The organism is Rothia nasimurium, assembly GCF_928381705.1.
GTDB classification, from domain to species: domain Bacteria; phylum Actinomycetota; class Actinomycetes; order Actinomycetales; family Micrococcaceae; genus Rothia; species Rothia nasimurium_G.
The window spans coordinates 70226-84544 of the sequence record NZ_CAKMSR010000010.1 but is presented as its reverse complement, the minus strand read 5'-3'; the positions used below and the strand labels follow the sequence as shown (position 1 = coordinate 84544).

At 56.7% G+C, this 14319-nt stretch carries 15 protein-coding genes; 9 read left to right on the top strand and 6 right to left on the bottom strand.

Annotation, left to right across the window (positions count from 1 at the left end):
- Positions 1 to 18: 18 nt before the first annotated feature.
- Positions 19 to 1338: an MFS transporter gene (locus L6762_RS09220; RefSeq protein WP_237186964.1), complete on the bottom strand. Its 1320-nt coding sequence runs from the start codon at positions 1336 to 1338 to the stop codon at positions 19 to 21.
- A gap of 183 nt (positions 1339 to 1521) precedes the next feature.
- Here L6762_RS09220 and L6762_RS09215 point away from each other — a divergent pair, with 183 nt between their 5' ends.
- Positions 1522 to 2784: a glycoside hydrolase family 76 protein gene (locus tag L6762_RS09215; protein WP_237186963.1), complete on the top strand. Its 1263-nt coding sequence runs from the start codon at positions 1522 to 1524 to the stop codon at positions 2782 to 2784.
- Here L6762_RS09215 and L6762_RS09210 read toward each other — a convergent pair.
- Both L6762_RS09210 and L6762_RS09205 read right to left on the bottom strand, forming a co-directional pair.
- Positions 2758 to 3414 carry a hypothetical protein gene (locus L6762_RS09210; RefSeq protein WP_237186962.1) on the bottom strand — a complete coding sequence of 219 codons (657 nt, stop codon included), beginning with the start codon at positions 3412 to 3414 and terminating at the stop codon, positions 2758 to 2760. The two genes, L6762_RS09215 and L6762_RS09210, sit on opposite strands and share 27 nt — an antisense overlap.
- A 9-nt stretch (positions 3415 to 3423) precedes the next feature.
- A complete protein-coding gene (locus L6762_RS09205; protein WP_237186961.1) occupies positions 3424 to 3888 on the bottom strand; it encodes a MarR family winged helix-turn-helix transcriptional regulator in 465 nt (154 codons plus the stop codon).
- Positions 3889 to 3988: 100 nt separating this feature from the next.
- Here L6762_RS09205 and L6762_RS09200 point away from each other — a divergent pair, with 100 nt between their 5' ends.
- The 4 genes from L6762_RS09200 to L6762_RS09185 all read left to right on the top strand — a co-directional run bounded on the left by L6762_RS09200 (position 3989) and on the right by L6762_RS09185 (position 7643).
- Positions 3989 to 4408, top strand: coding sequence for an organic hydroperoxide resistance protein (locus L6762_RS09200; protein ID WP_237186960.1), 420 nt, complete (start codon positions 3989 to 3991; stop codon positions 4406 to 4408).
- A 138-nt stretch (positions 4409 to 4546) separates the two neighbouring features.
- Positions 4547 to 6028, top strand: a complete 1482-nt coding sequence (gene tgt, locus L6762_RS09195) for a tRNA guanosine(34) transglycosylase Tgt (protein ID WP_237186959.1) — start codon at positions 4547 to 4549, stop codon at positions 6026 to 6028.
- Positions 6029 to 6031: 3 nt separating this feature from the next.
- Positions 6032 to 6535, top strand: a complete 504-nt coding sequence (locus L6762_RS09190) for an SRPBCC family protein (RefSeq protein WP_237186958.1) — start codon at positions 6032 to 6034, stop codon at positions 6533 to 6535.
- A 40-nt stretch (positions 6536 to 6575) separates the two neighbouring features.
- Entirely contained in the window at positions 6576 to 7643 is a 1068-nt protein-coding gene (locus L6762_RS09185) for a DUF3039 domain-containing protein (RefSeq protein ID WP_237186957.1), read from the top strand.
- Here L6762_RS09185 and L6762_RS09180 read toward each other — a convergent pair.
- A complete protein-coding gene (locus L6762_RS09180; RefSeq protein ID WP_237186956.1) occupies positions 7617 to 8063 on the bottom strand; it encodes a helix-turn-helix domain-containing protein in 447 nt (148 codons plus the stop codon). The genes L6762_RS09185 and L6762_RS09180 overlap by 27 nt on opposite strands.
- A gap of 195 nt (positions 8064 to 8258) precedes the next feature.
- Between L6762_RS09180 and L6762_RS09175 the strand changes: the two genes are divergently transcribed.
- From L6762_RS09175 to L6762_RS09160, 4 genes are all read left to right on the top strand, one after another.
- Positions 8259 to 8729: an SRPBCC domain-containing protein gene (locus L6762_RS09175; RefSeq protein ID WP_336603594.1), complete on the top strand. Its 471-nt coding sequence runs from the start codon at positions 8259 to 8261 to the stop codon at positions 8727 to 8729.
- A 389-nt stretch (positions 8730 to 9118) separates the two neighbouring features.
- Positions 9119 to 9415 carry a hypothetical protein gene (locus L6762_RS09170; RefSeq protein WP_237186954.1) on the top strand — a complete coding sequence of 99 codons (297 nt, stop codon included), beginning with the start codon at positions 9119 to 9121 and terminating at the stop codon, positions 9413 to 9415.
- A 31-nt stretch (positions 9416 to 9446) separates the two neighbouring features.
- On the top strand, positions 9447 to 11648 hold the full coding sequence (locus L6762_RS09165) for a hypothetical protein (RefSeq protein ID WP_237186953.1): 2202 nt from the start codon (positions 9447 to 9449) through the stop codon (positions 11646 to 11648).
- A 9-nt stretch (positions 11649 to 11657) separates the two neighbouring features.
- The gene (locus tag L6762_RS09160) at positions 11658 to 12305 is read left to right on the top strand and encodes an ATP-binding cassette domain-containing protein (protein WP_237186952.1); all 648 of its coding nucleotides are present in this window, start codon (positions 11658 to 11660) and stop codon (positions 12303 to 12305) included.
- A 34-nt stretch (positions 12306 to 12339) separates the two neighbouring features.
- Here L6762_RS09160 and L6762_RS09155 read toward each other — a convergent pair whose 3' ends face one another.
- Together L6762_RS09155 and L6762_RS09150 are read right to left on the bottom strand one after the other, a co-directional pair.
- Positions 12340 to 12816, bottom strand: a complete 477-nt coding sequence (locus L6762_RS09155; protein WP_237186951.1) for an acyl-CoA thioesterase — start codon at positions 12814 to 12816, stop codon at positions 12340 to 12342.
- Between the two features lie 2 nt (positions 12817 to 12818).
- Positions 12819 to 14264, bottom strand: a complete 1446-nt coding sequence (locus tag L6762_RS09150; protein WP_237186950.1) for an amino acid permease — start codon at positions 14262 to 14264, stop codon at positions 12819 to 12821.
- Positions 14265 to 14319: the final 55 nt, after the last annotated feature.

Here is a 14319-nt window from a genome sequence, read left to right as displayed (position 1 = left end):
GATACAGGCGGGCTGAAGCTAGTCAGCTACAGGAACAGAACTGCTCTCTTCTACCGACTCAGTGCTCCTTGCTGGGAGTAATTGCAGGCCCCGAATCACCAGGTAGATAGCCACCAGTAGCCAAAGGCCAGCCAGCGCCCAGGCCACCTGGTAAATCGTCACAAAGGCTAGCACCGCCGAGGTTGCCACCAGACCGATTGGGGCGGCCACCTGGCTAATAGCCATAAAGATTGAGAACGACCGGCCGCGAATCTGCTCGGGTACACCCTCGGTCACCAGCAGGGTCTGCAGGGGGTTCATAATACCCCCGCCCAAGCCGGAAATCCCCAAGCCCACGATGGCTAGCCAGGAAGTCTCCAGCAAGGCCATGCCAAAGAAGGCCAGGGTATAGAAGACCATACCCACCACCCAGGCCCGGCGCGGGAAGGGAATAATCTTCCCCGCCACCATACTGGTCACCATTATGCCCACGGCAAAGGCAGACATGGACGCCCCGTACAGCCCCGGCTGGTTAATCCCCTGGAAATGGGCGGGCAGAAGCACCATTAGATAGGGCATTACCAGGGCCATCGATAGCAAAGAATCCAGAGCCAGCAGACGAATCACCGGGTAGCCCAGGGCCTTCTTCCAGCCCGCCAGCCCCTTGAAAGGGTCTTCGGTAGGGGCTTCAGGGGAGGACGCTGGCACCTGCCCGTCCTCACCCAGCTGGGCAGCGGCGTCCTGACCCTCAGCACGGACGTCCGCGCCCGCCTTCTGCAGGCGCAAGCAGGCGGTCAGGGCGGCAGCAAGCAGGGAGCAGCCAGCTGTAATCCACAGGACCTGCTCAATGGGCAGGGCCGTCATCAGCACACCGGCCGCAGCGGGTCCGACCAAGAAACTCACCCCGCTCAGGGCCTGATTCCAGCCAGAAATCTGGGCGACCTTCTTACCCGATGTTTCAGCAACATCGCCGACCAGGGCAGCCCGGGCACTCATACCGGGAATATCACCCACCGCACCCAAAATACCGATAATGATGAACCAGCTCAGCGTCAGTCCAAAGACCATATCGACCGCAATCACAGCCACCACCGACAGACCCGAAATAATATCCGAAATCACCGATACCGGTTTACGGCCCAGGCTATCGACCAGGTTGCCACCAAAATAGGCAAAAACCAGCGACGGCACCGCAATCGCAGCAGCCACAATACCCGCCGCGGCCGGGTTGCCAGTGCGTTCCAGCACCAGCCAAGGCCACACAATACCGGCAATAGAATTGCCCAACATCGACAGGGCAGCAGACGATAAATAAACCCAGACGGCAGAAGCCCGCCCAGCAGAAGAAGAGGTGTGCATTCACCATACTTTAGCAGAAGCACCCTGCCACCGAATGTGACGCCTTTTCCCGAATGTCGGGAGTAAGCCCACCCGCTCGGGAATAAGAGGCACATTCGGCACAAGAGCACCGGCACCGCCCAGCCGGTAGACTAAAAACCGGCCCACACCACCGCCCACCGACGCGCCAAAGAAAGAAACGCCATGCACCCCAAGCACCTGCAGCACTCACCCGACCAGCTCGCAGCGCTCACCGCCGAGCACCGCCACACCCTGGGGCAGCGGGCAGGCACAGCAGCCCACTCCGTCACGCGGCTCTTCGGGCACCGGGTCGCAGGCGTCCCCGGTACCCTGCTAGGGCGCACCCTCCACCCCGACACCCGCCGCCGCAGCCAGCGGCACGGTGAATGGCACTACTGGTGGCAGGCCCACCTGCTCGACAACCTCGTCGATGCAGGCTTCCGCCAGCTCACCACACCCGACGGGCAGGGCCAGGCACAAGCGTCCCTGCGCCAGGCCCGCGCGGTACTGCGCGGCATCCAGATGCGCAACCTCGGCTCCTACCCCAACTCCTTCTACGACGACATGGCCTGGCTGACCCTGGCCTGCGAGCGCCTCAACCGACTGGCGCTCGCGGTGAAAGGTAACGGGGATTCTGCAGCCCAGGACGCCGCCACCCGGCTGTACCGGGAGCTGGCCGCTGCCTGCACCGCTGAGGTGGGCGGGGGTGCCTTCTGGTCCAAGGACCACGATTTTAAGAACACTCCGGCGACCGCTCCCATTGCTCTGGCTCTCGCGCGGGCCCACCGGTATGACGAGGCAGCAGCCCTGCTGAACTGGCTGCACGCCAACCTCTTTGATGCGGAGCGCGGCCTTTATCTGGACGGGGTTAAGGTGGCAGGGCGCGGGGCTCGCGCCGAGATTTCTTCGGTGGAGAGCGGTCTTTATACCTATAACCAGGGGCCGGTTCTCGCGGCCTATCTGGCGGTGCTTGATGCCGGCAAGTCTGAGCTGCTGACGGTTGACCCGGCTGAGCATATCGCCGAGGTTCTGGCCGGTATTGACCGGGAGTTTGGCCGGGATTTTGAGGTGTCAGAGGCAGAAACCCTGCGGGTTCTAGCGACCCAGGGCGGCGGGGACGGCGGGCTTTTTACCGGTATTTTGGTGCGCTACCTTGCCGAGGTTGCCACTCACGCTGCCCTGCCGCAGGGCGTGCGGGAGCAGGCGCAGGATCTCGTCCTTGCAACCGCCGAACTCTTCTGGGACGGACGCCGCGAGTTCGACCCCGACCTGCCCATGAACGAACTCGGTATCGACCCCACCGAGATTCGCGGTGAGGCTGTCGCCCTCTTTTCACCCGATGTCACCCGGCATATTTCTGAGGTGCTCAAGCCTGCCCAGCCGGTTGATCTTTCGACCCAGCTCCAGGCCTGGATGGTGTTAGAAGCGGCGGCGCGGGTTTTCTAGGGTGGGGGCGGCCGCCTTATTCGCGCAGTAGACGGCCCAAAGTCCCAGCGCGCCTAGAAGCATCAGCAATAGGCCCACGGTATAGCTTGAGGCAATCTCAGACACCGGGAAACTGAACCCTGATGGATACCAGAACATGCCGGTGACGAGGGGCTCTGCTACAGCCCCCGCGGGAACCAGATAGCGCAGGAGCTTCCCTGTGCGGTCGTCCTGCGCGGACCTAGCGCCCAACCAGCCCAGGGGCCCCGATATGATAACGGCTGCAATAAACCAGTGGTAGTTCTCAATCCAGATGCTGGCTTCCATGATGCCCAGCAGGTTCCCCAGGGCGTAGTGCCCGGCTAGGGCACCTAAGGACGCTGCCACCGCGGCTGCTACAGGCACCCAGAGCGGGGCGGGGCGAGTTCTACTGCCAGACCACAGCCAGCCCGCGTAGAACCCCAGGGCCGCCCATAGGGTACCCGAGTTGAGGAACTTGCTCACCACTTTACGCACATAGGTGATGGCCTCAGACTGGCCCGAGAGCTGGGCTTCTGTGGTGATATTGCTCAGCAGCGATGCAACCGCTATGCAGAGGACCAGAGCGACGCAGGTGAGCAAGGGGCGGGCTTTGAAACGCGCAAAAATCATACCCCTAACCTACTTGGTTCCATCTGCCCGTGGAGGTGTTTCGGCCAGGTGCTCGGCTAGGGCATCGAGTTCGGCCTTGAGGGCCAGGACGTCGAGGCCCTCAACCGCGCAGGCAGCGTAGATGGCCCCGGGGACGGACGCCGCGCGTCCTCTCAGCTCCTGCCCGGCAGGGGTGAGACTGATGAGGGTGCGACGCTCGTCGCGGGCGTCGCGGGTCTTGGTCAGCAGGCCGTGGTTAATCAGGCGCTTGATGAGCGGGGTTAGGGTGCCGCTGTCGAGGTCGAGGCGGGCGGCAAGTTCTTTCATGCCCAGCCCGTTGGGGTTCTCCCACATGACCAGCATGACCAGGTACTGGGGGTAGGTCAGACCTAGCTCCCCCAGGTGCTGCTGGTAGGCGCGGGTGACGGCCCGGCTGGAGCGGTAGAGGGAGAAGCAGAGCTGGTTGTCGAGGGCGAGGCTGCTGTCTTGGTTCATTCCACCCAGTATAGGTTGTGGGCAAATTATCAGCCAACAATTTACTTGCACGCAATTAGATTGTGTACAATCTAATTAAAACCTCATGAAAGGAAACCCCATGGAACCCCTCTACACCACCGAAGCTCTAGCAACCGGCGAAGGCCGCAACGGCCACGTCCGCACCGTTGACGGCGCTTTTGACGCCGATCTCGCCATTCCCGTTGAGATGGGTGGCTCCGGTAAGGGCCTGAACCCCGAGCAGCTCTTTGCCTCCGGCTACGCGGCCTGCTTCCACTCTGCCCTGCAGATGGTTGCCCGCATGCAGAAGAAGAACATCGAGGGCTCCTCCGTAGGGGCTAAGGTGTCTATCGGCAAGCAGGGTGAGGGTTTTGGCCTGGCTGTTGAGCTTGAGGTCGTCATTCCTGAACTTCCCCAGGACGAGGCCCAGGCACTGGCCGACGCAGCCCACCAGGTCTGCCCCTACTCCAACGCCACCCGCGGCAACATCCCCGTGACCGTCACCGTCTCTGACGACTAAGATCGCACCCCACACTCGCACCGAATGTCGCCGAAAGCTTCATAGGTATGTGCTTCCTGCATACCTATGAAGCTTTCGTTTACCCTCAAGGAGCGGGGCCACAGCGTCCTTCCGCACTCACCCGGTAGACTTGTTCCCGTGCTCAATACCGAATTTTCTGATCCCACTTTTTCATTTGAACTGGGCAAGCGTCTGACCGATACTGCCCAACCCACCGGCAAGCAGGTGGACGCCAACGGCGGCGCCTTCCAGGGGCGTACCGGCGTCATTCACACCCCGCACGGCGATATTGCCACCCCCGCCTTCACCCCGGTGGGTACCAAGGCAACCGTCAAGGCCGTGCTGCCCGAGGCTATGAAAGATTTGGGCGCCCAGGCCCTGCTGGCCAACGCCTACCACCTCTACCTGCAGCCGGGGCCGGACGTCCTCGACGCCGCAGGCGGTCTGGGTCAGTTCATGAACTGGGACGGCCCTACTTTCACCGACTCCGGGGGCTTCCAGGTGATGAGCCTGGGTTCCGGCTTCAAGAAGGTCATCGACATGGGCACCGTGGCCGGGGCTACCGGCGCGGACGGCCGTCCCATCGGCGACGACGACGTGGCGGCGGGCAAGGAACGCATGGCCCATGTGGACGACGACGGGGTCAACTTTAAGTCCCATATCAACGGTGATATTCACCGTTTCACCCCCGAGGTATCCATGCAGGTGCAGCACCAGATTGGCGCTGACATCATGTTTGCCTTCGATGAGCTGACCACCCTCTATAACTCCCGTGCCTACCAGGAGGAGGCACTAGAGCGCACCCGTCTATGGGCCCTGCGCTGTATTGCTGAGCACCAGCGCCTGACCGTTGAACGGGTGGGCAAACCCTACCAGGCCCTTTTTGGTGTGATTCAGGGTGCCCAGTATGAGGACCTGCGCCGCAAGGCCTGCCGTGATCTGGGCGCCATGCCCTTTGACGGTTTCGGCCTGGGCGGGGCTCTCGAAAAGGAAAATCTGGGCACCATCGTACGCTGGTGCAACGAGGAGCTACCCGAGAACAAGCCCCGCCACCTGCTGGGCATTTCGGAGCCCGACGACATCTTTACCGGCATCGAAAACGGTGTTGATACCTTCGACTGTGTCTCCCCCACCCGCGTGGCCCGTAACGCGGCCGTTTACACCCCCGATGGCCGCTTCAACCTGACTAACGCCCGCTACCGTACCGACTTCTCCCCCATCTTCGAGGGCTGCGACTGCTACACCTGCACCAACTACACCCGCGCCTACCTGCACCACCTCTTCAAGGCCGACGAGCGCCTCTCGGCAACCCTGGCCTCGATTCACAATGAGCGCTTTATTGTGAAGATGGTGGACGACGCCCGCGCGGCTATCGACTCCGGGGAATATTTCGACTACCGCGACGAGTTCTTGGGTAAGTACTACGCCAAGAAGGTTGCCCAGCAAAGGGCCCAGGAAGAAGCTGCCGCCCGTAAGGCCGCCAAGGACGCCGAGCGGGCAGCTGCTGCTCAGGCCCGCTGGGAGGCCAATATGAAGGCAAAGGCTGAGGCCGAGGCCCGCCGGGCAGCTGAGCAGGCTGAGAAGGCTGAGACCACTAAGACCACCAGCGACGAAAAGTAGAACATGAACGACTTTAAGATTGACGACCTCAAGCCCGAGGAAACTATCACCTACCGCCACGAGTTCGCGGCAACCCCGCAGCAGGTCTTTGAGGCTTTCACCAACCCCACGCTTTTCATCAAGTGGTTTGGGCCTGCCGACTGGAAGATCATCCCCAACACCCTGACCCTGGAACCGGTGATTGGCGGCCGCAAGCAGTTCGTCATGCGCCACAAGGACCAGGCTAAATTCCAGGCCCCCATGTACATGCGGTTTGTGACCCTGGCGGAGCCCCACACGATCGAGTACCGGGAGGCCCTGCCCACCCCGTCCGGCCAGCCCTCAGATACCCTGATTGGTCTGCGCCTTGAGTTTGAGGCGGGTACCGCGGTAACTGAAGACGGCGTCGGCGAAGGCACCATTCTGAAGCTCACCCAGGGGCCCCTGCCCGCCGGTGTGCATGAGCAGACCCTGGCCTCCTGGCAGGGCTCTTTCGGCAAGCTGGCTGAACTGCTCAAGCAGGCATAAACTGCCACTTTATTTGCGTACCAACACCTAGAATATTGGTATGCGCATCACTCGACCCACTCTCAAAACTCTAAGACGGCTTCCACGCAACAGTTTTGCTGACCCTGTCATGTACGACAGGGTCAGGAAGCTGGAAACAGCTGATTCGTCTGCCTTTGCAGAGTTACTCGAAAGTATTTCTTTTCTGCACCTCAGCCACCCTCTTCTCAGTGATGCAGACTCTTTCTTCGCGTATGGACTCAGACCAGATAAACACCGAGGTTCATCTATCGAAGGTAAGACTGTATACGAGGTTCGCGACCGGTGCGGGGCCGCTTGGCGCGGGGCCGTCATTTTTCTTGCACCAGTCCCCTGGCTTATCTATGCAGCTACCCATGATCATTTCCATTCAGAAACACAAGAATTTTTGAAGAGGAGCAAGGTCTCTGCCTTTCCTCAAAAGCTTGATCTCGTTATTCACACCATGGACGAGAAACGGAAGAAACTAGCAGAGGAACGACAAAAATCCTTAACGGCTTTCCTTTCAATTCTTGACCAAGCAGTCAAGACCCCCGGCGCTACGGTCTCCGATACCGTCACGGTTCAAGGAGACAAGGCAAGCATCTCGCTCAACATCTCACCCGCAAGTGACCCTGATATTTCTCTCGACACAGCACACCAAACCTATTGTGATACCTCTATTTCGCTCCGCGTAAAAGTATCGAATCAAAAAGCGCTGCAGGATATTCGCAGATACTGGGTGAGCCCGCTCCAACCAGATACACGTCTTGTAGAGTCCGTTTATGCGCAGGGAGACCCCGACAGTTTAGTCTTCGAACTTTTTGTCAGCTACTCCCATCTAGCTCAGCTACTCACCAACAGTCAGAGCAGTAAAATCCGCCTGTCAGATATTGAGCCAACCGAACAGGTAGTTGCCCACTACACAAGTAAGGTGAAATTGACAGAAAGCATCGTCATGGGGAAAGCGGTTCAATCCCTATGCGGAGTATTTTTTGTACCAACGAGAGATGGGGAAAGCGGCGCTCTCCCCATCTGTCAGGAGTGTGAACTGAAGGAACCCATCGCTCAGCGAGTTATAGATTTACTCCTCGCCAACCTGGAACCCTAGACGGAGCTCTTCAAGTTCACTGTCGGAAAGATCTAGTACAGACTCAGCAACAGGAGCCTTCACAGCTTCTTCATGACCTGCTTTGGCTCGTACTCGACGCTCTTGAAAATCTAGAAGGTCGGGGAGTTTGATGCGCTGATGAGTTCCTACAGTATGGCTTTTCAGTTCCCCATTACGAATGAAACGGAGCAGGAAAGGACGGCTCATACCGATGAGCTGAGCAGCCTGGTTAGGTGATAGTTCTTTATCGTGGGAAAAGATTTCAAGAGGTTCACCGCTTTCCTTCGCGGCTAGAATCATGTTTACAAGGATGTGAAGCGCGGGGCTGGCTGAATATTCGGCAGCGAGGCTTTCAAGAGTCTGCACCTCATGGGCAGTTAATTCGTTTGGGTTTAGGCGAGTTGCTGTCTGAGCACTCATAGTCTTACCTCCATCTGTAATAAATGTAACCCCTGGGGCTAGGTGGATGCAAGTGTTTCGTCAAAAATTTTTTGTGCAAGAGCAGATATCTCTGTCTGAACCCCGAGAAATATACCTATTAGAATAGGTAAATCGCTTTCAGAGCGCCCATCGCTCCCACCCTAAGGAAAACACCATGAACTTTGATTTTGCACCATTGCCCCCGAAGAAGTCCTGACCTTTACCCACGATTTTGAGGCCACTCCCGAAGCCCTTTATGAGGCCTTCACCTCAGCTGACCTGATGCCCCAGTGGTTTGGTCCCGAAGGCTTCACCGTGCCCCTGGATACCGTTGAGATTGACGTGCGCGAGGGCGGTGCCCAGAAGTTCGTCATGGTCAGCGAAGAGAACCCCGAGTTCACCTCCCCCGTCAACGGCACCTTCCACAAGCTGGTACCCGGTGAACTGATCGAGGGCTATGAGGCTATCGGTGAGGAGCTGGCTGAAGCCCACGGTATGGAAGCCGGCTCCTACTTCCTCAACCGCACCGCCTTCGAGAAGATTGACGAGAACACCACTCGCGTCACCATCACCCAGGGCCCTCTCGACCCTGCCATGCACGAAATGTCGGTAGCTGGTTGGAAGTCCTCTTTCAACAAGCTCAACCGTCTGCTCGGTGCCAACTAAGCCGGCCAGCGACGTGCAAACCCCACCTCCTGCATGAGCAGGTGGTGGGGTTTATTGCACCCCCAGCGAATGCGAAAGCCCCAAGAATCTTGAGGCTTATTCATTTCGCAGGCTTGCCCTTACTGTCACCAGCTCATCTGGTGAGCTTCTTTTACTCGGCGGTTCATGCCTCGCCTTACGGCAGACTGCGTTTGCTCTTGCGTGCTATGCACCCGCCCATTTCGTCCGAGCCAGCAGCTTCGCTGCATGCCTACTTGGCCTCAGACTGATAAAAAGATTCCTTCACCTCAAACAGCTCAAGGTGTTGCAAATCACTATATATATATATATTATGAATCACACATGGCGCTAATCACACCCACCAAGAAATCACAAAGGAGTTGATTGAAATGAGGAACAAAATTCTGAAAGCAGTAGCAGGGGTTTCTCTGGTACTTGCGGCGGCTTTTGGTGCTGGAACGGCAGCCGAAGCTGCAACCGTGTACTACAAAAACAGTGCAGTGAGCTGGGATTATGGTCGCAGCCTGGGTGTCAACAGCTACTCCAAGGTACAAAGCGGCACGTACGACCACTCTGCAACCGCTAACACCACCTTCTCTGGCTGGAAGAAGCCAGGTGTTTTGGCATCAGCTGTTCAATTCGTTGGCACACAGCAGGCAACCGCCTACTGGAACTGCCGTGGCTAATTAAACAAGACACAAGGGGGTGAGTAGCACCATGCGCCAAACTCTTAAATACTTTGCTAGCGCATTATTAGTCTTGCTAGCGGTCGTGAATATAGCTCTTTTCGCTGCTGTTCGAGCAGATGGCTACGAAAAAGAAATTACCAATTATTTGCACCAAGGGAAAAATTTTACCATTTCAAGCCTGAACCCTGACCAAGCAGCGCAGGTTGAAGGCTACCTAAACGCAAAGATTTTTCAAGAGCAGGCTGTCCTTATCAGGGCAGATAAAAAACTATCTGCTGTCGACGGATCAGCGGACGGAACCCATCTAGGTCTACTCGCAGACCCCAACAATCTTAGTAGTTTGCCAGAACTGAATTATCTGGGCGTGACTATTCTGGGTACCAAAAATATTGGGGATCTCCTCACATCAGAACAAGGAAAAACCCTTGGACTCTACACAGTAGAGGAAAACATCCTACAAGAACTACCAGAAGTTACCTTCGGGCCAAATCTGAGCATAGGAAAGTTTTCAGATTTGGTGGAGGAAACAAATACAGTCAACGGACAATATTTCCTGTACGGCTTCAGTGAAGAGGATTTCAATGATTTCCTTCAAGAACTCTCAGCAGTCAGTGGAATCAGCCAAGAAGAGCTTCTGAACCCCCTCTCCGGAAGTAACCAAAGCACTAGCCTATGGCCTATTTTTATCCTCACGTCATTGCTCTCGACAACAGCCCTGCTCACTCTAGTTCTCTTTATCTACATCACCCAAGGAGCAAAAGAACTCGGCACCTATCTTATCTTGGGCTGGTCAAAGACTAACTACTTACTCACCATAGCCAAACCTCTGGCCTACACCCTTATACCTACCTCGCTACTAACTGCAATCGGAACCTGGCTAACCCTAAAAGATTTCGGAGTAAGCCTGGCACTAGCTTCTACCCTATTCCGTCCCCTTATGCTCACTATAGGTATTGCTATTGCTAGTTTCTTGCTGTCGTCTTTGCCCCTGCTGGGCATGAAACCGATTCATGCAGTTCGTGGATACAGGCCACAAAAACTTTTTGTGGCCCTGCTAGCCCTGGGGTTCATAACAACCACAGCAGGCCTTTATACCACTGCCTCTTTTCTTGATACTCCAATCAAAGAGGTAGAGAAAATAACCACAGTACAAAAAGAATGGGACAAGGTTGCCGATCAATACATCCTTTACTCTCAAAGTGCAGGCTCAGATAGCGCAAGTTTCACCGGTCAATCCACTGAGTTAGCCGAAGATTTCTACGCTTGGTACGCCTCCATCGAGAAAGACAACGGGGTATCGCTGGTCAACACTTATTATGCAGACCAGGAAATCCTCCAGCAGTGGAGAGCTCTCGGTGAAGACGCTCCGTACCGGGAGTTCTGGTACATGGCAGCTTCCCCTAACTACCTGAAAAGAATCGGCATAGAAATTCCACCAGCTACCCTTAAGAGAGCTGAAGAAGGTGAACAGGTATTCTTATTGCCCGAGCATTTTAGCCCTCAAGATAAGGCCTCACTGACCAGTTGGCTGGAACAAGAAGCACAGCGGAAAGGAAAAGCAGAACAAAATATAGTCACAGCTTTTACACAGAATCAAAGCACGTATATTGAAGAATATTCTCTTGACGGTGATATTTTTACTTGGAACGCCGATCCAGAAAAAGATTTCCTCAGCTCTGATGTAGTTATTTATGTTGCGACATCCGCTAACATGACCTACTTTGAGTCGGAAAGTCTATCCGCTTCTGGGCTAGAACAAAGTTATATAAAGCTTTCAGAAGAAGCAGTTCATAAATATACTTCCCTCTCATACCTGGAGTCTTACAACCTAGACGATAACCAGCCTATCTTTATATCATCTAAAAGCTTTGTGGCTGGCCTACAAAAAAGCATATATCAGTACCTTCAGCTATTTGGTGCAGTAACCCTAATTCTTGGACTTATTGCGGGTTTCGCATTATCAGCATTTATCATGCTTTATTCGCTTCTCTTCCGCAATCAGATAGCTGTCTCAAGACTACTAGGGCACCATCTCTGGTCTTCTTTCAAGCCGGCCTACCTGCTTGTTATTCTGGTAAACGCGCTTGGGCTCTTGGCAATGATTATTGTTGAGTCACGGGTGGGGCTAATCATTGCTGTTCTTATGCTAGTCGGACAACCAGTACTACTACATATGCTTTCTAAAAAATTTGCTTACTCCCATATGGTCAGCCTCATTAAAGAATCGTAGGTATACAGTATGAAAAACTTTGTTGAAGTTTCGAACATTTCAAAACATTTTGGTGGAAGAACAGTTCTCGATGGAGTTTCATTGCAAGTGCCAGAAGGCAGCTCTTTAGCGATCATCGGCAGATCCGGCTCTGGAAAATCGACGCTACTCAACATTATCGGCTTACTTGAGTCTGCAGATTCGGGCAGCTTACGCTTGGGGGGCGAGGCAGCGCCTGGGGTTCACTCTCGTAAAGCAATGTTGCTCCGTCGCAACACTATCAACTATCTTTTCCAAAGCTTTGCTCTTATTCCGTCTCAAACCGTAATGCAGAATATTCTCTTGGGCATGGAATACGTAAGTCAGTCGAAAAGCGAGAAAAATAAACGAATCATGGAAACTCTTCAGCAGCTTTCTGTTGAGCGCCTTGCCCATCAGAAGGTAGCTACCCTTTCGGGTGGAGAGCAACAGAGGGTAGCAATGGCCAGGTGCCTGCTGAAACCCGGCAATCTGATACTGGCCGATGAGCCAACAGGATCTCTCGATAGGGAGCTTGCTATGGTAGCGATGACCGAGCTGCTTCATCTACATCGTGCATACGGTAAAACTCTTGTAGTTGTTACTCATGACCCCGAGGTAGCGCATATGTGCGATCAGATCTTTGAGCTTAAGGTATGACGGACCAAGCCCCCTTTAAAAGGGCATCTACAACCTAGGCCACCAAGTACTCCCGTTGCTCGGAGCTCAGGCGCACCAGGGAGCCGGTCTCAACGTTAAAGAAGGCCAAGGTGGTGCTGGCTGAAACGCAGTGGACGCCGGTTACCGGGTCATACAGCTCGTAGGCAACTACCAGCGAGGCTGCCGTAACCTTGCTGACCTGCATCTGCACCCGCACCGGCACCCCGCGGTAGGCCAGGGGGCTGCGGTACTTGACATGGTTTTCAGCGACCAGGGCCTGGGTGCCGGCAGGCAGGGCCTCAAAGAGGGGAAGTTGAGCGGATGCCCGCCCCGACTCCCCCGCAGAGCTCTCCCCTACCAGCGGGGCAGGTTCACCTGACGAGGGCGGCGGCCCGAAGAGGGCTACGCGGGCTTCTTCGAGCACCTGCATCATGGTCACGTTGTTGACGTGGCCGTAGGCGTCCATGTCGCCCCAGCGCAGGGGAACCTCGACCTCATAGACTGCACCCATACCTAGCCCCTGCCACCGCTGTGGGCCGCCACGGCGGCGTCCGCCTCGGCGAAGGCGTCCTCGTGCCCGGTGTGCACGCGCTTGACCACGCCGAAGTAAATCATGGTCAGAATCAGGAAGTAGGCGATGCCCATGGTTGCGGGGGCGGCGTTACCGCTGCGGGCGAAGAGGGCAGCCCAGATTGCCAGCAGCAGGAAGATGCCCAGGCCAGCGGTGGCTCGTCCGCCCCACATGCGGAAGGCCGAAGAGTTACCCTCAACCCCCTTGAAGGCGATGTAGGCCAGTAGAATCAGCACCCAGACGGTGAGGGCGCAGACCATGGTCAGGGTCATCATGAGCCCGAAGGCCTGGCCGGGCAGGAAGAGAGCCAGCAGAATGGCCAGCACCACGCCCGAGGTTGAGGCCCACATGGCCAGCACGGGAATACCGCTACCGCTCACCCGGGCCAGGGGCGCAGGTGCCATTTTCTCACTGGCTAGGGAGTGCAGCAGGCGGGTGCCCGCGTAGAGGTTAGCGTTAGCGGCAGACAGAGCAGCAACCAGAATGATGAAGTTGGTGATGGAGGCGATGGCTGGCACGCCGATTTCTGAGAAGACCAGAACGAAGGGTGAGGCCTCAACGGAGCCGTCCAGCTGGGCTGCTGACTGCCAGGGAATAATCGATACCACGATGAAGAGGGCGACCACATAGATAGTAGCCAGGCGCCACATGTTCGCCTTGGTCGAGGCCCGTACCGAGCGCACCGGGTCCTTGGCCTCAGCCGCTGAAATGGAGAGCATTTCGATGCCGCCGAAGGAGAACATGACCACGGCCAGTGAGAGCCAGATGCCGTGGAAGCCGGTGGGCATGAAGCCGCCGTCGTTGGTCAGGTTGCCAGTGCCGGTGGCCTCGTGGCCGGGGAAGCCCACAAAGACCAGGGCCAGGCCCACCACCACGAAAAGCAGCAGGGCGATGACCTTGATGGAGGACAGGAAGAACTCCATGGTGCCAAAGTACTTGACCGAGCGAATGTTCAGCAGCACAATTACAGCACCAAAGAGCACGATGCCCACCCACAGGGGCAGGGAGGGCCACCAGTACTGCAGGTAGGTAGCAACCGCGACCAGCTCAATACCGGTGATAATGGCGGTGACGGTCCAGTAGGCCCAGCGGGTCAGGTAGCCGGCGTAGGGGCCCAGGTAGCGGCCAGCGATGGAGCCGAAGCCACCGCGCACCGGGTAGCGCACGGCCATTTCGCCGGTAGAGGCGGCAATAATGGCGGCGACCAGGGAGCCGATAGCGTAGGCCAGAATGACGGCCGGGCCCGCCAGGGCGATAGCGCCCGAGGAGCCCAAAAAGAGGCCGGTACCCAGGGCCGAGCCCAGCACAATCATGGTCATCTGCCCGTGCGTGAGTGAGCGTTTGAGGGTGGTCGCCTGGGCCTGCCCCTGCGGAGGTGTGTGTGCCACGGTAAGCCTTACTGTGAGAAAACGTCGTGTGCGGTAGCGGTGTTAATGCGCGGAC